Annotated in this window: 21 protein-coding genes and 1 pseudogene; 9 read left to right on the top strand and 13 right to left on the bottom strand. The window is 66.1% G+C overall.

The features are described 5' to 3' along the window. A pseudogene (locus JDV75_RS12060) lies at nucleotides 1-560 on the bottom strand (hypothetical protein); the annotation flags it as partial. Between JDV75_RS12060 and JDV75_RS11730 the strand changes: the two are divergent. Together JDV75_RS11730 and JDV75_RS11725 are read left to right on the top strand one after the other, a co-directional pair. Then, nucleotides 553-819 carry a hypothetical protein gene (locus tag JDV75_RS11730; protein WP_198739415.1) on the top strand — a complete coding sequence of 89 codons (267 nt, stop codon included), beginning with the start codon at nucleotides 553-555 and terminating at the stop codon, nucleotides 817-819. The pseudogene JDV75_RS12060 and the gene JDV75_RS11730 sit on opposite strands and share 8 nt — an antisense overlap. 6 nt (nucleotides 820-825) lie before the next feature. Continuing rightward, a complete protein-coding gene (locus JDV75_RS11725) occupies nucleotides 826-1,728 on the top strand; it encodes a hypothetical protein (RefSeq protein ID WP_198739414.1) in 903 nt (300 codons plus the stop codon). A gap of 1,531 nt (nucleotides 1,729-3,259) precedes the next feature. On the opposite strand, the gene JDV75_RS11720 is transcribed toward JDV75_RS11725, so the two are convergent. Continuing rightward, entirely contained in the window at nucleotides 3,260-4,786 is a 1,527-nt protein-coding gene (locus tag JDV75_RS11720) for an acetyl-CoA hydrolase/transferase family protein (RefSeq protein ID WP_198739413.1), read from the bottom strand. Between the two features lie 330 nt (nucleotides 4,787-5,116). Between JDV75_RS11720 and dusB the strand changes: the two genes are divergently transcribed. Further along, nucleotides 5,117-6,280 (top strand): tRNA dihydrouridine synthase DusB, encoded by a 1,164-nt coding sequence (gene dusB / locus JDV75_RS11715; RefSeq protein WP_336244339.1) that lies wholly within the window; start codon nucleotides 5,117-5,119, stop codon nucleotides 6,278-6,280. 85 nt (nucleotides 6,281-6,365) lie between these two features. Beyond that, complete coding sequence (gene phoU, locus JDV75_RS11710) at nucleotides 6,366-7,103, top strand: phosphate signaling complex protein PhoU (RefSeq protein ID WP_198739412.1); 738 nt, start codon at nucleotides 6,366-6,368, stop codon at nucleotides 7,101-7,103. A gap of 91 nt (nucleotides 7,104-7,194) precedes the next feature. Here phoU and pstB read toward each other — a convergent pair whose 3' ends face one another. The 5 genes from pstB to mshD form a co-directional block, all read right to left on the bottom strand. Beyond that, nucleotides 7,195-7,971 (bottom strand): phosphate ABC transporter ATP-binding protein PstB, encoded by a 777-nt coding sequence (gene pstB / locus JDV75_RS11705; protein WP_198739411.1) that lies wholly within the window; start codon nucleotides 7,969-7,971, stop codon nucleotides 7,195-7,197. 60 nt (nucleotides 7,972-8,031) lie between these two features. Next, nucleotides 8,032-8,967, bottom strand: a complete 936-nt coding sequence (pstA, locus tag JDV75_RS11700) for a phosphate ABC transporter permease PstA (protein ID WP_198739410.1) — start codon at nucleotides 8,965-8,967, stop codon at nucleotides 8,032-8,034. Continuing rightward, nucleotides 8,967-10,034, bottom strand: a complete 1,068-nt coding sequence (pstC, locus tag JDV75_RS11695) for a phosphate ABC transporter permease subunit PstC (protein WP_198739409.1) — start codon at nucleotides 10,032-10,034, stop codon at nucleotides 8,967-8,969. The genes pstA and pstC overlap by 1 nt, the downstream gene beginning before the upstream one ends. A 76-nt stretch (nucleotides 10,035-10,110) precedes the next feature. After that, a complete protein-coding gene (gene pstS / locus JDV75_RS11690; protein ID WP_198739461.1) occupies nucleotides 10,111-11,223 on the bottom strand; it encodes a phosphate ABC transporter substrate-binding protein PstS in 1,113 nt (370 codons plus the stop codon). 276 nt (nucleotides 11,224-11,499) lie between these two features. Next, nucleotides 11,500-12,441, bottom strand: a complete 942-nt coding sequence (gene mshD, locus JDV75_RS11685; protein WP_198739408.1) for a mycothiol synthase — start codon at nucleotides 12,439-12,441, stop codon at nucleotides 11,500-11,502. A 55-nt stretch (nucleotides 12,442-12,496) separates the two neighbouring features. Here mshD and JDV75_RS11680 point away from each other — a divergent pair, with 55 nt between their 5' ends. Together JDV75_RS11680 and JDV75_RS11675 are read left to right on the top strand one after the other, a co-directional pair. Then, nucleotides 12,497-13,276 carry an LmeA family phospholipid-binding protein gene (locus JDV75_RS11680; RefSeq protein WP_198739407.1) on the top strand — a complete coding sequence of 260 codons (780 nt, stop codon included), beginning with the start codon at nucleotides 12,497-12,499 and terminating at the stop codon, nucleotides 13,274-13,276. A 52-nt stretch (nucleotides 13,277-13,328) separates the two neighbouring features. Then, a complete protein-coding gene (locus JDV75_RS11675; RefSeq protein WP_198739406.1) occupies nucleotides 13,329-14,030 on the top strand; it encodes a heme-binding beta-barrel domain-containing protein in 702 nt (233 codons plus the stop codon). A 7-nt stretch (nucleotides 14,031-14,037) separates the two neighbouring features. On the opposite strand, the gene JDV75_RS11670 is transcribed toward JDV75_RS11675, so the two are convergent. Then, the gene (locus JDV75_RS11670; protein ID WP_198739405.1) at nucleotides 14,038-14,940 is read right to left on the bottom strand and encodes an aminodeoxychorismate lyase; all 903 of its coding nucleotides are present in this window, start codon (nucleotides 14,938-14,940) and stop codon (nucleotides 14,038-14,040) included. Nucleotides 14,941-15,015: 75 nt separating this feature from the next. Here JDV75_RS11670 and ygfZ point away from each other — a divergent pair, with 75 nt between their 5' ends. Continuing rightward, the gene (gene ygfZ, locus JDV75_RS11665) at nucleotides 15,016-16,119 is read left to right on the top strand and encodes a CAF17-like 4Fe-4S cluster assembly/insertion protein YgfZ (protein ID WP_248097552.1); all 1,104 of its coding nucleotides are present in this window, start codon (nucleotides 15,016-15,018) and stop codon (nucleotides 16,117-16,119) included. Between the two features lie 227 nt (nucleotides 16,120-16,346). Beyond that, on the top strand, nucleotides 16,347-16,568 hold the full coding sequence (locus JDV75_RS11660; RefSeq protein WP_198739403.1) for a DUF3073 domain-containing protein: 222 nt from the start codon (nucleotides 16,347-16,349) through the stop codon (nucleotides 16,566-16,568). 246 nt (nucleotides 16,569-16,814) lie between these two features. On the opposite strand, the gene purM is transcribed toward JDV75_RS11660, so the two are convergent. The 3 genes from purM to JDV75_RS11645 form a co-directional block, all read right to left on the bottom strand. Beyond that, nucleotides 16,815-17,879: a phosphoribosylformylglycinamidine cyclo-ligase gene (gene purM, locus JDV75_RS11655; RefSeq protein WP_198739402.1), complete on the bottom strand. Its 1,065-nt coding sequence runs from the start codon at nucleotides 17,877-17,879 to the stop codon at nucleotides 16,815-16,817. A 146-nt stretch (nucleotides 17,880-18,025) separates the two neighbouring features. After that, the gene (gene purF / locus JDV75_RS11650) at nucleotides 18,026-19,543 is read right to left on the bottom strand and encodes an amidophosphoribosyltransferase (RefSeq protein ID WP_198739460.1); all 1,518 of its coding nucleotides are present in this window, start codon (nucleotides 19,541-19,543) and stop codon (nucleotides 18,026-18,028) included. Nucleotides 19,544-19,631: 88 nt separating this feature from the next. Next, nucleotides 19,632-20,039: a sterol carrier family protein gene (locus tag JDV75_RS11645; protein ID WP_198739401.1), complete on the bottom strand. Its 408-nt coding sequence runs from the start codon at nucleotides 20,037-20,039 to the stop codon at nucleotides 19,632-19,634. A 141-nt stretch (nucleotides 20,040-20,180) separates the two neighbouring features. On the opposite strand from JDV75_RS11645, the gene JDV75_RS11640 reads away from it, so the two are divergent. Next, the gene (locus JDV75_RS11640; protein ID WP_198739400.1) at nucleotides 20,181-21,146 is read left to right on the top strand and encodes an acyl-CoA thioesterase; all 966 of its coding nucleotides are present in this window, start codon (nucleotides 20,181-20,183) and stop codon (nucleotides 21,144-21,146) included. A gap of 16 nt (nucleotides 21,147-21,162) precedes the next feature. Here the strand turns inward: JDV75_RS11640 and trhA are convergent, their stop codons facing one another. Beyond that, nucleotides 21,163-21,846, bottom strand: a complete 684-nt coding sequence (trhA, locus tag JDV75_RS11635; RefSeq protein ID WP_232958534.1) for a PAQR family membrane homeostasis protein TrhA — start codon at nucleotides 21,844-21,846, stop codon at nucleotides 21,163-21,165. A 267-nt stretch (nucleotides 21,847-22,113) separates the two neighbouring features. Beyond that, nucleotides 22,114-22,824, bottom strand: a complete 711-nt coding sequence (locus JDV75_RS11630; RefSeq protein ID WP_198739398.1) for a DUF2334 domain-containing protein — start codon at nucleotides 22,822-22,824, stop codon at nucleotides 22,114-22,116. Between the last annotated feature and the right edge of the window lie 79 nt (nucleotides 22,825-22,903).

The following is a 22,903-nucleotide window of genomic DNA, read 5'->3' as shown; positions in this document are numbered from 1 at the left end:
CCGTAATCACAATCAACCGTGGAACCGTTGTCGTTACCGGAACCATTCGAACCATCCTGACCCGAAGAACCACCCGGCAGGCAATCACTCGAACCATTCGAACCATTGGAACCGTTACCGGAACCATTCGAACCATTGGAACCGCTCGCACCGTTGCCGGAACCAGTCACACCGGACAGACCCGACGAACCAAACACACCGGTCGAACCGTAGTCACAATCAACCGCGGAACCGTTGTCGTTACCGGAACCATTCGAACCATCCTGACCCGAAGAACCACCCGGCAGGCAATCACTCGAGCTACTTCCGAACAATCCACCCAGCCCGAGGGAGCCGAGAATGTTCGAGGACCCGTAGACACACCTGTCAGAGCTACCGGAGTTGGAACCAAACGCACCCGAAAGTCCTGAAGAACCAAGCGCGGCAGAACCGAGTCCGGCAGAGCCAGCTGCACCAGCTGAACCGGCGTTATCAGAGGAACCGAGCCCGTTCGAGGACCCGGAGGAACCGACAACCTGAGTCGTAGTCGCCTCAGTGGTCGTTCCACTGGTGATGGTCACCGTTGCACCCGGCACCGTCGTCGTAGCCGACGTAGCCGGAGCCGTGGTCGTCACAGTCTCGGAAGGAACCGTGGTGACCTCAGTGGTACCCGGGGCCGTAGTCGTCACGGTTGTACCAGGCGCCGTCGTGATGTTGGTCGCCGTAGTGGTCTCCGTCGTAGACGCGGTGACAGTCGTCGCCGTACCTTCCGTGGTCGTTTCCGTCTCAGTCTCCGTAGCCGGAGTCTCCGTGACGGTCGTCTTCACAATGACGGTCTGAGTGCCGGTGGTCGGGGTGACAGTCGTGGTCTCGGTCATCGTCGCAGTCGTCGGAGTAACCGGAGTGGTCGTAACCGTCATCGTCGCCGGAGGCGCCGTCGTGGTTTCAGTCACCGTGGTGACGGGAGCCGTCGTACCCGGAGCCGTCGTCGTCTCAGTCTCCGTCGCAGTCGTACCCGGAGCCGTCGTCGTCTCAGTCTCCGTCGCAGTCGTACCCGGAGCCGTCGTCGTCTCAGTCTCCGTCGCAGTCGTACCCGAAGCCGTCGTCGTCTCAGTCTCCGTCGCAGTCGTACCCGAAGCCGTCGTCGTCTCAGTCTCCGTCGCAGTCGTACCCGAAGCCGTCGTCGTCGCAGTCGTGGTAGCAGTCACCGTGGTCGAAGGAACCGTGGTCGTTGCCGTCGTACCCGGAGCAGTCGTCGTCACGGTGGTACCCGGAGCAGTCGTCGTCTCAGTGGCAGTCGTACCCGGAGCAGTCGTCGTCTCCGTGGCAGTCGTACCCGGAGCGGTCGTCGTCACCGTCGTACCAGGAACAGTGCTACCCGGAACAGTGGTCGTCACAGTCGTACCGGGAGCGGTCGTACCGGGGGCGGTACTGGTTTCAGTAACCGTCGTACCCGGCAACGTCGTCTTCTCAGTCGAGGTCAACGTCGTCGTCGCAACAGGGGTCACCGTCGTCGTCGCCGTCGGCGGAACCGACGTCGTCGTCTCAGTCACCGTCTCAGTCGTCGCAGACGGAGTCGTCGTCGCAGTCACCGTCACCGTCGACGGAGTCGTCGTCTCAGTCACCGTCACCGTCGACGCCGGCGGCGTCGTGGTCACGGTCTTCGTCTCCGTCGCAGTCGTCGTCGTACCACTGTGCTCAGTCGTCGTCGAACCAGTACTAGCAGTCGACGTCGTAGTGGTGCTCTGAGTCGTCGTCGTCGGAGTTACCACAGTCGACGTCGTCGGAGGACCCTCAAACCAAACTACTATGAAGTTCTGCCATCCGGGCCCCGTTGTCGTACCGTTTTGATTGTTTCCCGATCCATTCGTCGGCGACCAAACAAAATACTGAATCTTAATGTTCGTTGGCTCGTTCCCACTTGCGATCGCGTTATTGACAATCTTACGAAGCTTGTTCTCAATATCTCTTGCAGCACTATATTGAGGCCCATCGAGATGGTCGTCTTTCAGAGTCTTCTCGTAAGTGCCGTCTTTCAGCTCACCAAAACGCCATACCACAAGCTGGGTGCCAATCTCTTTCTGCTTTAGATCACCCGGAAACGTCTCCTCATCTAGGAGCGGATGGGACTGACCCTCCTGAAGAGCTTTACCGAGAGCGGCTGCTAGGGCCACCTTACGCATCTGTTCAGACGAAATCCGACCAAGAGGAACGTCTGACCCAATGTCGGCATAGTCAAAAACTGAACTGACGTAGTTGTTTTTGTTCCGAGTAATCTCGTCATGTGGATTCGCGGGGAAGCTGTAGTCTGTATCGACACAGTAAACGATTTTATTTTCTGAACCACTCTTCTCCACAGCACGGAACTTAATCCTCGCATTATCGTCCTGGAGGACGCTGAACTGGCTACCGCCACCACCTTGCGCTCTCGCGGTTGCCGGTGCGACGACGACAGCTGTCGCGATAAGGAATATCGCGAACAGCACCGCCCCCGCCCGGCTCAGTTGTCTTATCATTGGTTCCTCTCGATTCATGAACGGTTGAGCCGTAGGGCTCCTGTTTACGTCGACCCACCAGGTACGGGCCCGACAGGCCAGCCACGAGACAGATCTATGTGATGATCGTAACCGCACCGATACCTGATTGAAACCGACTACCCCCTGATTCCTTAAGGTTTATCACATCTTTCAACCCTTCACCGGATCCACCGCCCGCCACCAGCGGCTTCGTCCGACAGACCCTACCGAGCCGCACATCAGCGTATCTACCCCCCACCCCCGTACATGCTCTACCGACACCATCCCGACATCGACGGGGCACCACCCCGACCGGCCAATAATCAGCCTTCACCTGCGGGCATGGTGCGAAATCTGAAATAGAACTTCCCCACCCGACACTGCCTCTTTTAAACTAGCTCGACTATACCGTCGCAAGTTTCGTCAGCAATCAAAATTACCGTATGTGAATTGCTTTATTTTTAGCCTAGACATCTTCAGATCTACTTCCTAAAAAGATCATTCTTTACGACGGCTGGTAGCCGATCACATTTTTATTACTCCCTTAAGCTTCGGTCGTGACATCTGTTGCCTGCGCACGCCCCGAATTCAAGTCGTCGGTCCGTTGAGGACCTGACCATCCACGGTCCTCGGTAGGCCCCACAGGCACGCGAAAGCGCCCCCTGTGCCCATCAGATGATCGATGGGGCCCGGAGGACGCTTAGGTTTTCCCCGTCTGCGGCAGCCGGAGAGCCTGAACCGGCCCTACGCCCGCGGATGGGGTGCTACTTCTTGGAGGTCTTCTTCATGGAGCCGGTTTCCAGGAAACGCTGGTGGAAGCTCAGAGCCTCGGAGAGGACGTGCGGGGTGTGCATCATCTTCTTCTCCTTGGCCAGGTGCAGCGCCTTGTCGTAGTACTCCTGGAGGAGCGGACGGTAGTCCGGGTGCGCCAGGGCGATCATCTTATCCACACGCTGACGCGGTGCGAGGCCGCGGAGATCGGCGTAGCCGTACTCGGTGATGATGACCTTGACATCCTGCTCGGTGTGGTCGATGTGGGAGGCGAACGGCACGATGGCGGAGATGTCGCCGCCCTTTGCCTCAGACGGGGTGATGAAGGAGGAGATGTAGCCGTTACGCGTGAAGTCCGCGGAACCACCGACACCGTTCATCATGCGGGAGCCCGTGACGTTGGTGGAGTTGACGTTGCCGTAGATGTCGGCCTCGACCAGTCCGTTGGTGCAGATGAGGCCGAGTCGACGGACGACCTCGGGGTGGTTGGAGACCGACTGCGGACGCAGGATGATGGTGTTGCGGTAGCGCTTGGCGTCCTCATTCATCTTTTCGGCGTACTCGGGGGAGAGCGAGAACGACGTCGCAGAGGCGACGGTCATCTTGCCTGCGTCGATCAGGTCGACCATGCCGTCCTGGATGACCTCGGTGTAGGCCTTGATGTTCTCGAACTTCGAGTCGAGCAGACCGGCCATCACAGCGTTGGGGACGTTGCCGACGCCGGACTGCATGACGTAACCGTCGTAGGTCAGGCGGCCGGCCCGGACCTCACCCTCGAGGAAGTCGAGGAAGTTGCCGGCGATCTTCTGCGAGATCTCGTCGGCGGGCTTGAAGGGGGCGTTGCGGTCGGGAGCGTCGGTCTCGACGACAGCTACGACCTTGTTCGGGTCGATGTCGATGTAGGTCTTGCCGATGCGCTGGCCGGCCTCGGTCAGCGGGATCGGGACGCGGTTCGGCAGGGAAGGCATCCGCCAGATGTCGGCCATGCCCTCGAGCTCCACGGACTGCCAGGAGTTGACCTCGATGATGATCTTCTCGGCGGCGTCCAGGTACTCGACGTTGTTGCCGACGGAGGAGGACGGCACGATGTGGCCCTCATCGGTGATGCGGGTGGCTTCGACGATGGCCACGTTCATCTGACCGAAGAACCCCTGCTCGACGTACATGCCCGACTCGGACAGGTGGTAGTCGGCGTAGAAGGTCGTGCCGTCGTTGATCTTGTTCCGCAGGGTCGGGTCGGACTGGTAGGGGGTGCGGAACCGGATTGCGTCGGCCTCAGCCAGGATCCCGTCGCAGTCATCGGCGGTGGAGGCGCCGGTGAACAGATCGATCATGTAGCTGTTCCCCTTGGCGTGCTCCTCCTTGGCACGCTCAGCGATGGCCTTGGGGAGGGCCTTCGGGTAGCCGGCGCCGGTGAAGCCGGAGATACCAACCTTGTCTCCGTCGTTGACGAACTGGGCGGCCTCTTCGGCCGACATGATCTTGCCCTTGAGCTGAGCGTTTGCGATCCGGTCAGACATTAATTTCCTCCTGGGTGTCTGGCAGCCGACGAGCGGCATCCAGAGATGCGGTCTGCCGTACGAACAGGGTGAAAGCTTGTGATCTCCCCGCTCCGCCGGCGTTTTAGTTACGTGGCCCACGATACATCGCCGCCCCCCACGTCGCCCCCATACTCCACTACTTTCCTGCTACAACCTGGATGATTGCACCCCCAAACCCCCCTCTTATGGTGTCGGACGGTGGCTCAGATCACTCCCGGCTGCCGCTCCGGGACACTCCCGTTCCGCTGTCCCGGGGTTCGGGGCGATTCCGGTTTGTCCCCAAGGGGTTCGACCGTCGACAATGGGCGCGTGACTGACGCTTCCTCCCCCGCCCTGACCATCGGCACCCTGTCCCTCGGTTCCCCGGTGGTGCTCGCCCCGATGGCCGGGGTCACCAACGTCGCCTTCCGGACGCTGTGCCGGGAGCAGGAACGGTCGAAGATGGGCAGCGTCGCAGGTCTCTACGTGTGTGAGATGGTCACCGCCAGGGCGCTCGTGGAGGGTAACGAGAAGACCCTCCACATGACGACGTTCGCCCCGGACGAGAACCCGCGGTCCCTGCAGCTGTTCACCACGGCCCCCGAATACACCTACCGGGCGGCCCGGATGATCGTGGACCGTGACATGGCGGACCACATCGACCTCAACTTCGGGTGCCCGGTACCGAAGGTCACCCGGCGGGGCGGAGGTGCCGCACTCCCCTACAAACGACGGCTCTTCGGCAACATCGTCTCCGCGGCAGTGCGTGCGACCGAGGGCACGGACATACCCGTGACAGTCAAGTTCCGGGTCGGCATCGACGCCGAGCACCTCACGCACCTCGACGCCGGTCGGATCGCCGTGGATTCCGGTGCCCGGGCCGTCGCACTCCACGGCAGGACAGCGGCCGAACGCTATTCCGGGCACGCGGACTGGTCGCGTATCGCCGAGCTCAAGGAGCACCTCTCCGACACCGACGTACCCGTGTTGGGCAACGGTGACATCTTCGCGGCGTCCGATGCGCGGAGGATGATGGACGCGACCGGCTGTGACGGCGTCGTCATCGGCCGGGGTTGTCTCGGCCGGCCCTGGTTGTTCGCGGAGTTGTCCGCCGAGTTGACCGGGCGTCAGCTCCCCCCGCAACCGACGCTCGGCGAGGTCGCGACGATCATCCGCAGGCACGCGGAGCTCCTCGTGGAGCACGACGGGGAGACCAAGGGATGCCGCGACCTGCGCAAGCACGTCGGCTGGTACTTCCGCGGCTATCCCGTCGGCGGTGACGTCCGACGGGCACTGGCCGGGGTGGCGTCCCTTGCGGAGCTGGACTCCCATCTCGAACCACTCTTCGGCTCGGACGCGCTGCCGGATGACGCGGACGGACCCCGCGGTCGGCAGGGTTCACCCGGCAAGGTGGTTCTTCCCGAGGGCTGGCTCGATGATCCCGAGGATGAGACCGTTCCGGTCGGTGCCGACATCGACAACTCCGGCGGATAGCTTCTCCGCAGCGCACGGTTGACCGCGTTGGATCGGCCCACCGGTCGGCGGGCGGACCGGTGTCGATACCTCTATAGTTGCAGTTATGCGCACCTCATACCGGGAACACCTCGACGCCTTCGCCCATGACCTCATCATCATGTGTGACCAGGTTCATTCTGTCATGAGCAATGCGTCCGACGCCCTGCTCAAACAGGATCTGCAGTCCGCCGAGAAGGCTCTGTCCCTCATCGACGATCTCGAGGTGGTCCGGCTCCGCTGCGAGGAACGCGCGGTGCAGCTGCTCGCCCTCGAGGGCCCCCTGGCGCGGGATCTACGCCAGGTGGTCTCATCCATCTACATCGTCGAGGACATGTACCGGATGGGTGTCCTGGCGAAGCACGTCGCCCGGACAGCCCGCCGTCGGCACCCGGAACCTGCGGTACCCCGTCCCCTGACCGGCTACTTCGAGGAGATGTCCCGCGTCACGTTGGAGATGAGCGCCAAGGTACGTGAGATCCTGATCGACCCGGACGTCGATGTCGCCCTCGTCTTCGGTGCCGATGACGATGCCGTCGATGATCTCCACGAGCACCTGTTCACGGTTCTGACGAAGCGGGAATGGCCGTACTCCACCACCGAGGCGGTGGACGTCACCCTGTTGAGCCGCTACTACGAGCGCTACGCGGACCACGCGGTGAATGTCGCCAGCCGCATCGTCTACCTGTCCACCGGTCTGATGCCGCGGGACTACATGGCGAAGCGCCGCGAGGATGAGGCGGAGGCCGACATCGAGCGGCGTTTCGAGGAACTGGAGCGGCGTTTCTCCCGGGGCGGTCACTGACGGTCCACGCTCCCGGTCGACGCTGTACGACGAGAGACCCGGGTCCACTCACCATCACGGTGGGCGGACCCGGGTCTCTCGTCGGTCGGAGCTATCCGAAACGACCGGAGATGTAGTCCTCGGTCTCCTTCTCCTGCGGGTTCTCGAAGATCCGGTTGGTCGGACCGACCTCGACGAGACGACCCGGCTTACCGGTGGCCTCGAGGGAGAAGAACGCCGTCTGGTCGGACACACGTGCGGCCTGCTGCATGTTGTGGGTCACGATGACGATGGTGTAGTCCTGCTTCAACTCGTCGATGAGCTCCTCTACCGCGAGGGTGGAGATGGGGTCGAGGGCGGAGCAGGGCTCGTCCATCAGCAGGACGGCGGGTTCGACGGCGATGGCGCGGGCGATGCACAGGCGCTGCTGCTGTCCACCGGAGAGGCCGGAACCGGGCTTGTCCAGGCGGTCCTTGACCTCCTCCCAGAGGTTCGCACCGCGCAGGGAGCGCTCCGCGACCTCCTTGAGCTTGGTCTTGTTGCGCTCACCGGCGAGCTTGAGGCCGGCGACCACGTTCTCCTCGATGCTCATCGTCGGGAACGGGTTCGGCTTCTGGAAGACCATGCCGATGGTGCTGCGGACGGCGACCGGGTCGACGTTCGGTGCGTAGATGTCCTCACCGTCGAGGAGGATCTCACCCTTGACCGTCGCGCCCGGGGTGACTTCGTGCATCCGGTTGAGCGTGCGGAGCACCGTGGACTTGCCGCACCCGGAGGGGCCGATGAACGCGGTGACGGCGTTCGGCGGCACTTTGAGGGAGACATTCTGCACGGCGTGGAAATCGCCGTAGTAGATGTTGACGTCCTTGAGATCGAGGCGCTTGGCCATTTTGTTGTGTGTCCTTCTGTTCCAGGATGTGCGGATCTGGGTGCGGGGCCGGAGGCCGGGTTACTTCTTCTTTCCGGTGACCCGGATGGAGAGGATGCGGGCGGTGATGGTGAGTACCGCGATGAGGAGGACGAGGGTGAGGGCGGCTCCCCACATCTTGTCGACGACGGCCGGGGAGGTGCCGGCGCGATACATGTCGAGCATCATCAGGGGGAGGGAGGACTGCGAGTTCCCGGTCGGGTCCCAGTTGATGCCCTGCGTCGATCCGACGAGGATCAGGACCGGGGCGGACTCGCCCATGATCCGGGCGATGGCGAGCATGATGCCGGTGACGATGCCGGACCACGCGGTCGGCAGCACGATCTTGACGATGGTCTTCCACCGCGGGACACCCAGTGCGTAGGACGCCTCGCGGAGGTCCTGGGGGACGATGCGGAGCATTTCCTCGGTCGTCCTCACGACGACGGGCACCATGAGGAGCACGAGGGCGAGGGACACGGCGAAACCGGACCGGTTGAACCCGAACAGGGCGATCCACACCGAGTAGATGAACAGTGCGGCGACGATCGAGGGGACACCGGTGAGGATGTCGACCATGAACGTGGTGATCCTCGAGAGCCTGTTGTTCGCGCCGTACTCGACGAGGTAGACGGCGGTGAACACGCCGATCGGGATGGAGAACACGGAGGCGACGCCGCACTGCACCAGGGTGCCGATGATGGCGTGGACCATGCCGCCGCCCGGCTCGGTGTAGAGCACACCGAGCTGCGACTTCGTCCACCAGTCGAGGGTGAGGGTGACCTTCAGGCCCTTGATGAGGACGTCGGCGAGGATCCAGACGAGGGGGATCAGGGCGGTGACCATGCAGACCCGGATGATCCACTTGGAGATCGCGTTGGCGTTGCGGCGCGAGGACGAGAGCTTGGGGAAGGTGGGCGTGGTGCCGATGACGTCGTGCCCGGCCGCGTTGTCCTGGGAGAGGGAGGTTGCATTCATCAGGACATGCTCCTGTTCTTGATCACGGCGCGCGCACCTGCGTTGACCACGAAGGTCAGGAGGAACAGCACCAGGCCGGCCGCGATGTAGGCGCCCGCCTTGAGGTTGTCGTTGAATTCCGGTGCGGCGTTCGCGATGGCGGTGGCGAAGGTCGTACCGCCGTCGAACAGGGAGGCACGGAAGGCGGAGGACGGTGAGACCACGAGATAGAGGGCCATGGTCTCACCGAGTGCCCGGCCGAGACCGAGCATGGATCCGGAGATGTAGCCCGAGAACCCGAAGGGCAGAACCGTCATCTTGACGACCTCCCAGCGGGTGGCCCCCAGGGCGAGGGCGGATTCCTTGTGCCCGGCCGGGGTCTGGACGAACACCTCACGGGCGGTGGCTGCGATGACCGGGAGGATCATGATGGCGAGCACGACACCACCGGTGAGCACGTTGCGGGAGGTCGAGAATGCCGGGGAGTTGGCGTAGTGCCGGAAGAGGAAGAAGCTGTCGGCGTGTGCGTTGATCCACTCGAACACCCCACCGAGTGCCGGGCCGAGAACCGCGGCACCCCAGAGGCCGTAGACGATGGACGGGACCGCAGCGAGGAGATCGACGAGGAACCCGAGGGGCTTCCGCAGGCGTTCGGGCGCATAGGCGGAGAGGTAGAGGGCGACACCGAGGGCGATCGGCATCGCGAGGGCCAGTGCGACGAGCGAGACGGTCACCGTGACGGCGAGGAGGTTCGGGATGCCGAACAGCATCGCGCTCGTGTCGCTGGTGTTCCAGTCCCCGCCGTAGGTGAAGAATCCGGTGAGGCCGTCGGCGTTGTTCATCAGCGCGGGGACCGCACGCCAGAGCAGGAAGAAGCCGATGGCCGCGATCAGGACCGTGATGGTGGCCGCCGAGGTGGTGGCGATCCCCTTGAAGATCCGGTCGTTGCGCCGGTGTGCCGTACCTGCTGCGTGTATTTTGTCGTTACCGGATCCGACCGGGGTGTCGGCGATGGTCGGTTCGACCGTGTCCGCGTCTCCTTGGGTACCCGGTCGGCTACGCCCCGATGTGGAGAGTGGCTTCGTCATGTCTGATGTGTGTCCTCGTGAGATGTGGAGAAAAGGGGCTCGTGCCCCGGGGCGACCGGGGCACGAGGTGGGGGTCTTACTGGATCGCGTCGACGGCGTCCTGGAGCTTGTTGGCGTAGTCACCGGACACCGGGATGTAGCCCTGCTTCTCGAGGCGCTCGTTCTGGGTGTTGAGGGCGACGTGGAGGAAGTCCTTGACCATCTTGGAGGTCTCCTCGTCGTAGCCCGCGGAGCAGACGATCTCGTAGGTGGTCAGGACGAGCGGGTAGGCGCCCTCCTTCTTCATCTCGAACAGCTTCGTGGAGTCGACGACCATGTTGTGGCCCTCGGTCTTGTAGCTGAGGTTGTCGAGAGCCTTGCCGACGCTCTTGTCGTTGAGCTCGACGGCGCCCTCACCGAAGTTGATCTGGGCGATGTTCAGGCCCTGCTCGGTAGCGAAGCCGGCCTCGACGTAGGTGATGCCGCCGTCGGTCTTGGAGACCTCGGTCACGACACCGTTGGAGCCGTTGGCGCCGGCGCCGGTGGCGGAGGGGAAGGACTTGCCGGTGGTGTCCCACTCGCCCGGGGCGGAGGCCTTCAGGAACTTCTGGAAGTTGTCGGAGGTACCGGACTCCTCGGAGCGGTAGACGACGTTGATGGAGGTGTCGGGCAGGTCGACACCGTCGTTCAGCTCGGCGATGGCCGGATCGTTCCAGGAGCTGATCTTGCCGCTGAAGATCTTGGCGATGACCTCGGGGGAAAGGACGATGTCATCGCTGACACCCTCCAGGTGGTAGGCGACGGCCACGGGGCCGATGACCAGGGGAAGGTGCCATGCTTCGTTGCCACCACAGCGCTTCGCGGCCTCGGGGACCTGCTCGTCGGAGAGCGGGGAGTCGGATCCGCCGAAGGCGACCTGACCGGCGATGAACTGCTTCTGACCCGAGCCCGAGCCGGAGGCGGTGTAGTTGAACTGGGTGCCGGGGACCTGCTGCTGGTAGACGGTGCCGAAGAGGTCCATGGCCTTCTGCTGCGAAGATGCACCCTCGGCGGACAGCGTTCCGGTGGTACCGGACAGGCCCTCGACTGCTGCGGAGCCTTCTCCGCCACCGGTGGCGGTGGTGTCAGCGGACTCGGAGCAGGCGGTCGCTGCGAGTGAGACTACGGCGATGCCACCGAGAAGGGCGGCGCGACGGGAACGGTTGCGGATCACTGTGGAATTCCTCCATGGGTGTGGTTGGGCTGTTCGCGGCAGCTTTCCCTGGTGATGCCGCGAAAAGGAACTTCACGGCGGAAAAATGAACCACACCGACCGGCCGGGGCAGGGGTGTGGTCCGCTTGCCTCATCCATCAAGCTAGAGGGCGCAGGTGTCCCGGTCGGGCACTGTCGGTGAACAGCAGGTTAATTCGGACGGAAAGCTGCGGGAACTACCGCGGGGATCCCCCATTGTTCCCTGCTCACCACTAAGATCGTCACCCACGCGCACTACTCCGGCGAGCCGTAGGCGGCATGACGTTCGCGCACGTCGAAACCGAGTCGTTCATACGCGGCCACGGCGACGGTGTTGTCCGTCTCCACGTAGAGGATCACCTCGTCGGCTCCCCTGCCCGCCAGGTGGCGGAGCCCGGAGGCGATCAGCGGCCCGCCGAGGCCCCGCCCGCGGAACCCGTCGGCGAGCCCGACGACGTAGACCTCGCCGATCTTCCGCCCCGCCCCGTCGTCCCCGTGCCATTTGGTCCAGTGGAACCCCGCCAACTCAGGGGCCGGACCTCCGTCGTCGCAATCGTCCGTACCACTCCAGAACAACAGGACACCCGCCGGGTCGAACCAGTCGGTGTCCTGGCCGCGGGCGAGCCGGTCGGCGTCCCATCCACCCTGCTCGGGGTGCCAGTTGAACGCCTCGTTGTTCACGCGCAGCCATTCTCCGTCGACGTGGTCCACACCGTACCGCCGGCGGGAGCTGTCCAGATCCATGACGTGGAAGCCCTCCCGCTCCACGGACTCGGCGGCGACGGCGAGATTCCGACCCCCGACCCCCATCACCAGCAGCTCCCGGACCGGTTCGAGTCCCTGTTTCCGGCACCATGCGACGGCCGGGGGAAGGTTCCCGTGGGCCCAGACCGTGTCAGTCCCGGAAGAGAGCGCCCCGTACAGGGAGGTACCCACCCCGTCCCGGCGGTATTCCGGAGCCACCGCCAGCTCGATGGTTGAGCCGTCGGAGGCCGCGGCGCCGACGAGTTCACCCGTGCCGGTCCGGGCGGTCGCGTGGCGGTGCTGCCGGTCACCGCCATCATCGAGGCCGAGGAGGAACTGCTCCGAGAACGGTTCGATGCCGTCGTGTGCGGCGGCGGTGGCGTTGAGGCGCCGGATCTCCGCGGCGGGGGTGGGGGCGGCTGAATCGGTGGGTGTCGTCGTACGGATCTCCATGGGTTCCCAGGCTAGTGAAAACCCGTCGGGACCACGTGCGGTAAACCTTGGAGGTGTGAAACCATCCCCGCTCCGCCGACTGCTGCTGTCCGCGGTGGTCCTGCTCGCCGTCCTATGGACCGTCGACACCGCCGCGGCCGTGCACACCGAACGGAGGATCTCCGCGGAGGTCCGCGCCGACGAGGACATCGACCAGAGCCCGCGGGTGACGGTCGGCGGTCTCCCCCATCTCGGAGCACTGGTGACGCACGTGGTGCCGACCGTCGTCGTCGAGGCGGGGGACGTACAGGTCGACGGGATAGGGACGGCCAACCTGCGCACCGAGATCCGTGATCTCGAGCTCACCCGCGACCGGGTTCTCAGCGGGGAGATCATCGGTGCGCCGGCATCGGTCATAGCCCGGACGGTACGGCTCGACGGCGTCGCCCTCGGGACACGGATCGGGGTCACGGACCTCGACATCGCCCACCCGACCGACATCTCGCCCGCGGCACAACCGGCGACCGAGGCGCGCCTGACCGGCACACCACCCGGGTTCGACCGACCGGTGACGGTCTACGTGCGGCTGCGGATCAAGGGACCCGATCTGACGATGACCCCGTACCGGCTCGTGGGCGTGCCCGAGGATCGCACGGACGAGGTCCGCTCGATCTTCACCTGGCGGCTCCGGACAGAGGACCTACCGCTGCCCACCCGGGTGGACAAGGTGTTCTGCTCCGGTGGCTCCATCTACCTGGAGTCCCGGCAACGCAACGTCGTGGTCGGCGAGACCCCGATTCTTCCGGTCGGCCCGGGACCGGGGGCGCTCCCGGGGGCCGGTGCGCCGCCCAGCTGACCGGGGACACCGGCGGGACACGACGGTGGCCTGACCGCTAGGCTTGTAGCCCATGGATGACTCGACGAACCCCAGCCCGGAAAGCCCCCGTCCCGACACCCCCGCCGACGCCGCCGCAGCGGGCCAGACCGGCCCAGGCGCGCCGCTGAACGGAAGCGACGCGGTGAACCTGGCCGCGGAGCAGGCGCAGCAGACCGCGGGCCGGAACATCCCGGGGCTCGGTGATCTCCCGGTGCCGGACGACACAGCCAACCTGCGTCAGGGGCCGAGTCTGCACGATGGCCTCCTGGCGTTGCTGCCGTTGATCGGGGTGTGGCGCGGTGAGGGCCAGGCGGACACCGCCACGGACGGCCAGTACAACTTCGGTCAGCAGCTCACCTTCGCGCACGACGGCGAGAACTACATCTCCTATGAGTCGAGGATCTGGAAGCTCGACGATGAGGGGAAGCCCGCCGGTGCCGATCAGCGGGAGACCGGTTTCCTGCGGATCAGCGAGAAGGACGAGATCGAGCTGATCTGCTGCCACTCCACCGGCGTCGTGGAGATCCTCTACGGCGAGCCGATCACCGAGCGGGCCTGGCAGCTGGAGAGCGCCTCGACGATGGTGACGGCGACGGGTCCGTCGACCCTCGGGCCGGGAAAGCGGCTCTACGGACTGCTGCCCAACAACGATCTGGGATGGGTTGACGAGCGCCTCGTCGACGGCGCCCTGCACCCCAGGATGTCGGCCCAGCTCAAGCGCTTCATGGGCTGACTCCCGCTCAGCTGAGCGCAGCCGTCAACAGCTCCCGGATCCCGGCCACCGCGGCCGTCTCCGGGAGCTGTCTGTCGTTGATGCGGACCACCCTCACCGCGAGGCGCACGGAGCTGCACAGCCACACGCTGTCGGCGGACAGCAGATCGGTGACGTCCACGGGCTCCTCGAGGCAGGTCCACCCGTGGGTCCCGGCGTAGCTGAAGAGCGCGGCCTGCGTGGTTCCGGGCAGCAGGTCCCGCCCCGGGGGTGGGGTCCGCAGCGTCTTCCCGGTCACAGTGACCACCGTCGAGGTCGCCCCCTCCAGGACCCGCCCGTCGTCGGTGAATATGACGTCATCGAAACCTTTGGCCGCGGCGTACCGGAGGGCCGCCATGTTCGCCGCGTAATTCAGTGTCTTGGCGCCGGTGACCAACCAGGGTGGCGTCTCCCCGCCACCGGCGCCCCGCTCCGGGAGCGTCGGGGTGATCGAGTACCCGCGTGGGGTCGTCAGCACGGACACCCCCTCGCGCCGCTGGCGGAGGACCTTCTCGGAGACGGGTTTCACGGTGATCCAGCCGGTCGGCCGGCCCGTGGATTCCCGCCCGCGGGTGTACGTCCAGACGCACGCCGCCTCGTCGCCACCGGAGTCCACCCAATCGGCGACGGCCTCGGCCGTCGTCTTCGCCCACTGCGCGGCGTTCGGCTCGGGGAGGCTCAGCATCCGTGCGGAAGCGGCGAACCGCTCGAGGTGGCGTTCCAGGTTCCGGGCTGAGCCGTCCCGAACCAGGAGGGTCTCGAAGATTCCGTCTCCTCTGGTCACCCCCAGGTCGTCGGCGTAGAGCATCGCGAGTTCCGGGTTGTGGCGCCGGCTCGACCCCCCGGAGGGTTCCACGATGAGGATGACAGGGCCGGGGCGAGTGCTGCTCATGCACACAGCCTATCGCTGAAGCGGCGACCTCCGGCGGCGGGCACCCGACCGGGTGCAGCGACTAGCATGCGTGGTGTGGACTCCGACAACAGCAGCTACCGTTCCGTTCTCCTCGATCACCCGGGGGCGCAACCTGCTCTCGGTCCCGATGCTGCGGCCGACACCGCCGGCGTCGCGTGGCACTACGGCGGTCCGCTGGTGGAACAACGCGCGGTGGAGGGCCCCGGTGTCGTGATAGACCGGTCCCACCGCACCGTCGTCACCGTCAGCGGCCCCGACGCCGCCGACTACCTGAACAAACTGCTCTCCCAGAAGCTCGACGACGTCGCGGACGGCTACAGCGCCGCGGCGCTCAATCTCGACGCGCAGGGCCGGATCCTCCACCACGCGGACCTGACCGTCTCCGACGGCGGTGTCTTCCGTCTGGACCTCCCCGCAGCCTCCGCGGAGACACTCGTCGACTACCTGGAACGGATGAAGTTCTGGTCCGAGGTCGAGATTGAGACGACCGATCTCGCGATCCTCACGGTCCTCGGCGCGACTCCCCCGCCGCCCCCGGAGGCGTCTTTCGTCCGCGGCGTCGACTGGCGCGGCCCCGTCCGGACGGACATCGCCGTCCCGCATGATCGGATCGGTGCCGTCGTCGACGCTCTCTGCGCCCCGGGGAACGGGGAGAATGGGCTGCGGCTCGCGGGGCTCATGGCCTGGACGGCGGAGCGGGTCAAGGCTCTCGAACCGGAGGTCGCGGCAGATCTCGATCCACGGTCAATCCCCCACGAGGTACCGCACTGGATCGGTACGGAGGGACACCCGGGCGCCGTCCACCTGGAGAAGGGGTGCTACCGGGGGCAGGAGACCGTCTCCCGGGTGCACAACCTCGGCCGCTCGCCCCGGTCCCTGGTGCTGCTCCACCTGGACGGCTCCGCCCCCGAGCTCCCGGCCACCGGGGACCCGGTGGTCGACCGCGGCCGCACCGTCGGCAGGATCGGAACCGTCGTCCACGACTGCGACTACGGCCCCATCGCGCTCGCGCTGGTCAAGCGCAGTGCACAGCATTCCGGGAGCCTCAGCGCCGGTGACGGGGTTGCCGTGTCCGTGGACCCCGACTCCATCGAGCGAGAACGGGGCGTGCAGCCCGGGCGGGCTGCGATCAACCGGCTCAAGGGGATCACGGACTGACCCCTCCGTCCGGGGCGGTACCGCGGACGGCCCCCACGATCGGGCGCCACGCGGACGTCGCACTGACGCCACTGTGAACGGGGTTGGGCAGAAACCGAGGTCACGGGCCAAAAGCGGAAAATTCCCCCGGTTCCGGCTATCCTGTCTAACAGGAATACACTGAACTAGAAACACGCCCCGGGGCGACGCGTACGCGTGCGCCCCGATCACTCCAAGGGGGTCAGACCATGGGTCGCGGCCGTGCCAAGGCAAAACAAGCCAAGGTTGCTCGTCAACTGAAGTACAACATCCCGGACATGGACCTGGACTCGCTCCAGCGCGAACTGTCCGGACGGGATGAGGGGAGCCACCACTCCGAGGAGGACCGGGCCGAAGACCCTTATGACCAGTGGGCAGACTGGTCCGAGGACGACGGCGCTGACGATGACAGCGCCTCCAGATGGCGCTGACCGGATGATGCGGGACCACTCCGGTGGTCCCCCTCTTTTTCTTTTCCGCACCCGGGCGTTGTCGCACCTGAACCCGCCCTCCCGCACCGGCAGGTGACGTGGAGGGCGGTTTTCGGCGATTCACACACCTCCCCACGACGCACCGCCGGTGGCGATCCTCATCGACCCGCACGCGAAAAGACGCCCCCGGGGTCTCCCTCCGTGACGGAAGGGCCCCGGGGGCGCCGGTTCACCGCTGCCGTGAAGCTACTGGTAACTGCCCTTCAGGAGCACCGCTTCGGTGTCCGCCTCGGTGCGGGAGCGGACGGTGCCGAGCTCCCAGCAGTCGATGTGGCGGGCCGTGAGCATCGCCAGTGCCCGGTCCCGGTCCTGCGGAGCGACGACGGCGACCATGCCGACGCCCATGTTGAAGGTCTTCTCCATCTCGTCCTGCGACACCTTGCCGAGGTCCGCGATGGTGCGGAAGATCTGCGGCGGAGCCCACGTTCCGCGGGACAGCTCGGCGGTGAGCCCCTCGGGGATGACGCGCGCCAGGTTGCCCGCCAGCCCACCACCGGTGACGTGGCAGAACGTGTGCACGTCACACTCCGCGGCGAGCGCCAGACAGTCACGGGCGTAGATGCGGGTGGGCTCCAGCAGTTCCTCGCCCAGGGTCCGGCCGAGCTCCTCGATGTGCCCGTCGAGCGGCAGCGCGGCCTTCTCCAGCAGGACGTGACGCGCCAGGGAGTAACCGTTGGAGTGCAGCCCCGAGGATGCCATGGCGATGACGACGTCGCCGGTCCGGACCCGCTCGGGCCCGAGCACCCGGTCGGCCTCGACGACGCCGACGGCGGTCGCTGAGACATCGTAGTGACCGGGCTCCATCACGCCGGGGTGCTCCGCGGTCTCGCCGCCGAGCAGTGCGCACCCGGCCTGTACGCAGCCCTCGGCGATGCCCGACACGATCTGTGCGACGTGCTCCGGGACGACCTTGCCGATCGCGATGTAGTCCTGGAGGAACAGCGGCTCGGCACCGCAGACGACGAGATCATCGACGCACATGGCGACGAGATCGATGCCGATGGTGTCGTGGACGTCCATGGCCTGGGCCACCGCGAGCTTGGTGCCCACGCCGTCGGATCCGGCCGCGAGGAGGGGGTTCTCGTACTTGCCTAGGGCGAACAGTCCGGCGAAACCGCCGATTCCCCCGCGCACCTCGGGCCTGCTGGCTCGACGGGCCAGCGGGGCGATGAGCTCCACCGCCCGGTCGCCGGCGGCGATGTTGACACCGGCTGCGACATAGGAGGCGCCTTGCTCGTCGTGTGGGCTCATGGTGTTTCGTCTCTCCTGGACTAGGTGCGTACTCGGTGGAAGTGTGTGGACCCGGGCGGTGCGCGGGGCGTCGTTGTCCGGCAGGTCGCGCATCACGGTTCCGGAGCCGATCGTAGAGGACGCGACCCCGGTCGTGGGCACGTGGATCAATTCAGCGCCGGTTCACCCGCCGGGTTCTGCAGTCTGCGGACCAGATCCGCGTTGGGGTTCCCCTCGGGCATGCCGAGCGGATAGTCGCCGTCGAAGCAGGCGCAGCAGAGCTGGGTGTAGTCCTGCCGGGAGGCCTCCACCATGCGCTCGACGGAGACATATCCGAGGGAATCCGCGCCGATCGCGGTGCGCACGGCGTCGATCATCTGTTCCTCGTTGTCACCCTCGACACAATTCGCGAGGAGTTCACCCGGGCTGGCGAAGTCGATGCCGTAGAAGCAGGGCCACTTGACGGGCGGGGACGCGATCCGGACGTGGACCTCGCGGGCCCCGGCCTCACGCAGCATGCGGAGCAGCGCGCGCTGCGTGTTGCCGCGGACGATGGAGTCGTCGACGACGACGAGCGAACGTCCGGCGATGACCTCGCGCAGGGGGTTGAGCTTCAACCGGATGCCGAGCTGCCGGATCGTCTGAGAGGGCTGGATGAAGGTCCTGCCGACGTAGGCGTTCTTCATCAGTCCCTGGGCGAACGGGATGCCGGACGCCTCCGCGTACCCGACCGCCGCCGGTGTGCCGGATTCGGGCACGGGCATGACGATGTCCGCACCATCGGCCGGGTGGTCGGCGGCCAGCAGTCGGCCGATCTCGACCCGGGTGGCGTTGACGTTGCGGCCCCGGATCGTGGAATCGGGGCGGGCGAGGTAGACGTACTCGAACACGCAACCCTTGTGATTCACCGGGGCGAAGCGCTCGCTGCGGACGCCTGAGGCGTCGATGGTGACCAGCTCGCCCGGCTCGATGTCGCGGACGAAGGAGGCGCCGACGATGTCGAGGGCCGCGGTCTCACTGGCGACGACCCAGCCGTTGTCCAGCCGCCCGAGCGAAAGCGGCCGGACGCCGTTGCGGTCGCGGGCCGCGTAGAGGGTGTTGCCGTCGGTGAACACGAGGCAGAAGGCGCCCTCGATACGGGGCAGCAGCTCCCGCGCGGAGTCGAGCATGCTGCGTCCCGAGCCGATGCGGTGTGCGAGCAGCGCGGTCATGACGTCGGAGTCACTCGGTGCGGTGTCCGGGTTGACCAGCTTCTTCCCCGCAGCCTCGTCGAGGAGCTGAAGGTAGTTGACGATGTTGCCGTTGTGTCCGAGGGCGACGTCGGTGTCGTCCGGGGCCATGCGGAACATGGGCTGGGCGTTCTCCCAGCAGGCGCCGCCCGCCGTGGAGTACCGGGTGTGTCCGATCGCCAGATCGCCCTTGAGTGCCTCGAGGGACTGCTCATCGAACACCTGCGAGACGAGCCCGAGATCCTTGAACACGACGATCTGGTCGCCGTCGCCCACGGCGATGCCCGCGGCTTCCTGGCCGCGGTGCTGCAATGCGTAGAGACCGTAGTACGTGAGTTTCGCGACGTCCTCGCCGGGCGCCCACACCCCGAATACGCCGCATTCCTCGCGGGGTGGATTCTCCCCGTGATCATCGAGATCGACCCGACGGTTTCCGCTGGGCCGTTCGTCCGTCATCTCCGGCTTTTCACTGGCTGCCACATCGCATCATGCTAGCCGCCGCGCCGTGGAACCCCCAATAATCGGGGGGCGGCGGTGCGGCCGCTCATTCCCCCGCGCGGGGAAGGTGGAGCACCGGCAGCCACCGGGTTATCTCGTGTGCCCTGGTTCCGGAGACCTCGATGCCGGGGCAGCCACGCAGTTCATCGAGGGTGACCAGGCCGCAGGCGAGCCGGAGCCAGCTGTGCGGATCGCACTCGACGACATTCGGCGGGGTGCCCCGCGTGTGCCGCAGGCCCTCGACGCACTGCACGGCGACGAACGGAGGGACCCGGACCTCCACACTCTTGCCCGGCGCGTCCGCGGCGAGCGCCCGTGCGGTAAGTCGGACGGCATCGGCGAGTGCACCGCGCGACGGGCGGGGGACACCGGCATCGGGGTCACCGGCCCGGATCCAGTCGGCGACGGCGGTCGCGGCCGCGTGGACCTCCGCCGGGTCGGGTGTCTTGGTCATGGTTCCCGACTCTATCCCGCGGGACCTGACACCCGCACCGTGCCCCGGCGGTGGAAGCACGTCCGTTCCCGCCCGGCGACGCCGGGTGACTAGAGTTCCAGATAGCTCACCCGTCACCCGATCCGAGGACGAACACACCCCATGCCGAACCCCTCCCCCGCCGTCACGCTCCGTTTCCTGGCCAGCCCCACGGACATCATCACCGCCGGTGCCCACGGTGTGGACGGCGGCCGGGTCCTGGAGTGGATCGACAAGGCCGCATACGCGTGTGCGACCGCATGGTCCGGAACGTACTGTGTGACCGCGTATGTCGGGCACATCCACTTCTCCCGTCCGATCCCCTCCGGCCACATGGTCGAGGTTCGCTCCCGGATCGCGATGACGGGCCGGAGTTCGATGCACATCATCAACGAGGTGTTCTCCGCCGATCCCCGCGAGGGCGTCTACACCCGTGCGTGCGACTGCCTGGTCATCTTCGTCGCACGGGACGCGGCGACAGGGCGTTCGCAGAAGGTCCCGGAATTCGTGCCGGGTACCGAGCACGAGGAGCAGGTGCACGCCGCGGCGTTGTCCCGCATCGAGCTGCGCAAGGCCATCGAGGAGGAGATGACCAAGCAGACGTACGACGGCCCGAGCGAGGCACCGAGGATGATCACGCGGTTCCTGGCGAAGCCCACCGACGTGAACTGGGGTGGCAAGGTGCACGGCGGCACAGCGATGGAGTGGATCAACGAGTCGGCGACCGCCTGCACGATGGAGTGGTCCGGTGAGTCCACCGTCGCGGTCTACGCGGGCGGGATCCGGTTCTACCGCCCGATCAACATCGGCGATCTCATCGAGGTGGACACCCGGCTGATGCGCACCGATGCCCGTTCCATGCAGACGTCGGTGCACCTGCGCGCCGGCTCACCGCGTGGGGGCCGGGACAACCTGGAGACGGCGATCCACGCCACGGTGACCTACATCGGTGTCGACATCGACGGCAACCCCCTGCCCGCACGCCAGTTCACGCCGCGCACGACGGAGGACATCAGGCTCGCTGAACACGCGGCGACCCTGCGGGACCTGCGGGCGAAGTACCGCCCGCTGCCGCTGATCAGGCGGTGACTCCGGGGCGCGTCGGTCAGGGAGCGGCCTGGGTGACGACGATCCACACGGCGACGAGATGCGCTACCGCGGCGATGACGGTCGCGAGATGGAACCACTCGTGGTACCCCATCCACCGCGCATCGCGGCCGGGCCACTGAAAGGCGTAGATCAGCGCGCCGATGGTGTACACGATTCCGCCGGCGAACAGCAGCCACACCACCGCCGCACCGGCTGATGTCCACAGCTGCGGTACGAGCGGGACGATCAGCCAACCGAGGGCGAGATACACCAGAACACCGAGCCACCGGGGGTGGTGGATCCAGGCGAGGTTCATCACGACGGAGACGCCCGCGCCGCCCCAGGCGACGGCGAGAATCCACCTGGCGGTCTCCGGGGGCAGTGTGATCAGACAGAACGGGGTGTAGGTCGCGGCGATGAACACCGCGATGGTGGAGTGGTCCGCACGGCGCCACCAGAGGACGGTGGAGGCCCGTTTCCAGGGACCGAGATGGTACGCGGCGGAGACTCCGAAGAGGATGACGACGCCGACGGCGTACACCATCACTCCGAGCGCCTGCCACCACGGTAGACGGATCCAGGAGTAGGTGGCGAGGACGGAACCGGAGAACACGGCGAGGATCGCCGCGAAGAAGTGGATCCAGCCACGACTGCCCGGGCGGGGGCCCCTGTCAGTGCGCCAGACCGTGCGTGCGATCATCCCGTCGGCCCTGACGGAGGCTGTGTTCTGCTCGATGATCTCTTCTTCGGTGATGATCTCTTCTTCGGTGGTGCTGTTCTCCCCGTGCAGTGTGGAACGGCGTCCGCCCCGGTGCATGTGAGTGCTCCTCGTGTTCGTTTCTTCATCGTGTGCAGGAAACGGCATCCTCCCGCGCCGGACGCACGCCGACCATCCGAGAGGTATCGGTCCGGGATCAACGCTACGCCGGCCGGGTGGGTGGGCGCCAAACGTGCTGTTCCACGGTTCTCAGACCTTCGGCCCGTCTGCCAGAACATCCGAGATCCGGTTCGCCGGAGCGTACCCGGCGGCGAGCGCGGAGTGGACCACGGTCAGCAGACTGTCCCGGACGTCGTCCTCCGCCAGCCTGCACGCCGCGGTGGACAACCGGATGCTGTGACCGGTGGCTATCTGACGCGCACCGACCTTCCGGACGCTTCTGCGCCACCACCGCGCCGCGCCGAACCCCTCGCCGAACGCGAGAACCGGTACGGCCGCGACGTTCCCGCTACGCAGATCCTGCACCCCGTTGAGGTCCGACAGGACGGCGAAGCCGAGTTCCGGGAGAACGCTCCGGGTCCCCTCGGACAGGATCCACTTGGGGGGAGAGAACACGTCCGTCGTCAGGTCCATCGCGGCCATCTGACGGCATGCCGCGGTCAACCGGAGCCGGGCCTCGTGGGCGGGTAGCTCGGCGAACTCGGAACGCCGTCCCCGGACGGACTCGTCGAAGCCGGCGAGCACGATCTCCGTCCCCTCGTCCCGGCAGGCGTGGATGAAATCGAGCACCTCCGGATGGCGGCGCAGGGCCCAGTCGCGGGAGCAGTGCGGTGCGACCCGCAGCGCCGGTCGCACCCCGTGCGGGGCGAGCTCGGCCATCAGGGCCCGGGCGTCGTCGAGGTTCTCCGACCGGAGGGAGGAAAGAGACAGGGAGATCATCGGCCGGTTCATGTCGGCCATCGTCGCACACCGGGATGAACCCCGGGTGAGACCGGAATGAACAACACGTTCCCTTTCCCCGCTGCCCGGGCTCGGGCGC

It is taken from the genome of Corynebacterium meridianum, from assembly GCF_016342265.1.
GTDB classification, from domain to species: domain Bacteria; phylum Actinomycetota; class Actinomycetes; order Mycobacteriales; family Mycobacteriaceae; genus Corynebacterium; species Corynebacterium meridianum.
This window is presented reverse-complemented; position numbering and strand designations above follow the sequence as displayed.

Coding starts and splice junctions, on each gene's coding strand:
- JDV75_RS11675 (WP_198739406.1), top strand. CDS start 13,329: ATGGATGACTCGACGAACCCCAGCCCGGAAAGCCCCCGTCCCGACACC.
- trhA (WP_232958534.1), bottom strand. CDS start 21,846: ATGATCGCACGCACGGTCTGGCGCACTGACAGGGGCCCCCGCCCGGGC.
- JDV75_RS11660 (WP_198739403.1), top strand. CDS start 16,347: ATGGGTCGCGGCCGTGCCAAGGCAAAACAAGCCAAGGTTGCTCGTCAA.
- phoU (WP_198739412.1), top strand. CDS start 6,366: ATGCGCACCTCATACCGGGAACACCTCGACGCCTTCGCCCATGACCTC.
- JDV75_RS11730 (WP_198739415.1), top strand. CDS start 553: ATGGTCACCGTTGCACCCGGCACCGTCGTCGTAGCCGACGTAGCCGGA.
- pstA (WP_198739410.1), bottom strand. CDS start 8,967: ATGAATGCAACCTCCCTCTCCCAGGACAACGCGGCCGGGCACGACGTC.
- mshD (WP_198739408.1), bottom strand. CDS start 12,441: ATGGAGATCCGTACGACGACACCCACCGATTCAGCCGCCCCCACCCCC.
- JDV75_RS11640 (WP_198739400.1), top strand. CDS start 20,181: ATGCCGAACCCCTCCCCCGCCGTCACGCTCCGTTTCCTGGCCAGCCCC.
- purM (WP_198739402.1), bottom strand. CDS start 17,879: ATGAGCCCACACGACGAGCAAGGCGCCTCCTATGTCGCAGCCGGTGTC.
- JDV75_RS11670 (WP_198739405.1), bottom strand. CDS start 14,940: ATGAGCAGCACTCGCCCCGGCCCTGTCATCCTCATCGTGGAACCCTCC.
- JDV75_RS11720 (WP_198739413.1), bottom strand. CDS start 4,786: ATGTCTGACCGGATCGCAAACGCTCAGCTCAAGGGCAAGATCATGTCG.
- pstC (WP_198739409.1), bottom strand. CDS start 10,034: ATGACGAAGCCACTCTCCACATCGGGGCGTAGCCGACCGGGTACCCAA.
- JDV75_RS11630 (WP_198739398.1), bottom strand. CDS start 22,824: ATGGCCGACATGAACCGGCCGATGATCTCCCTGTCTCTTTCCTCCCTC.
- pstB (WP_198739411.1), bottom strand. CDS start 7,971: ATGGCCAAGCGCCTCGATCTCAAGGACGTCAACATCTACTACGGCGAT.
- purF (WP_198739460.1), bottom strand. CDS start 19,543: ATGACGGACGAACGGCCCAGCGGAAACCGTCGGGTCGATCTCGATGAT.
- JDV75_RS11645 (WP_198739401.1), bottom strand. CDS start 20,039: ATGACCAAGACACCCGACCCGGCGGAGGTCCACGCGGCCGCGACCGCC.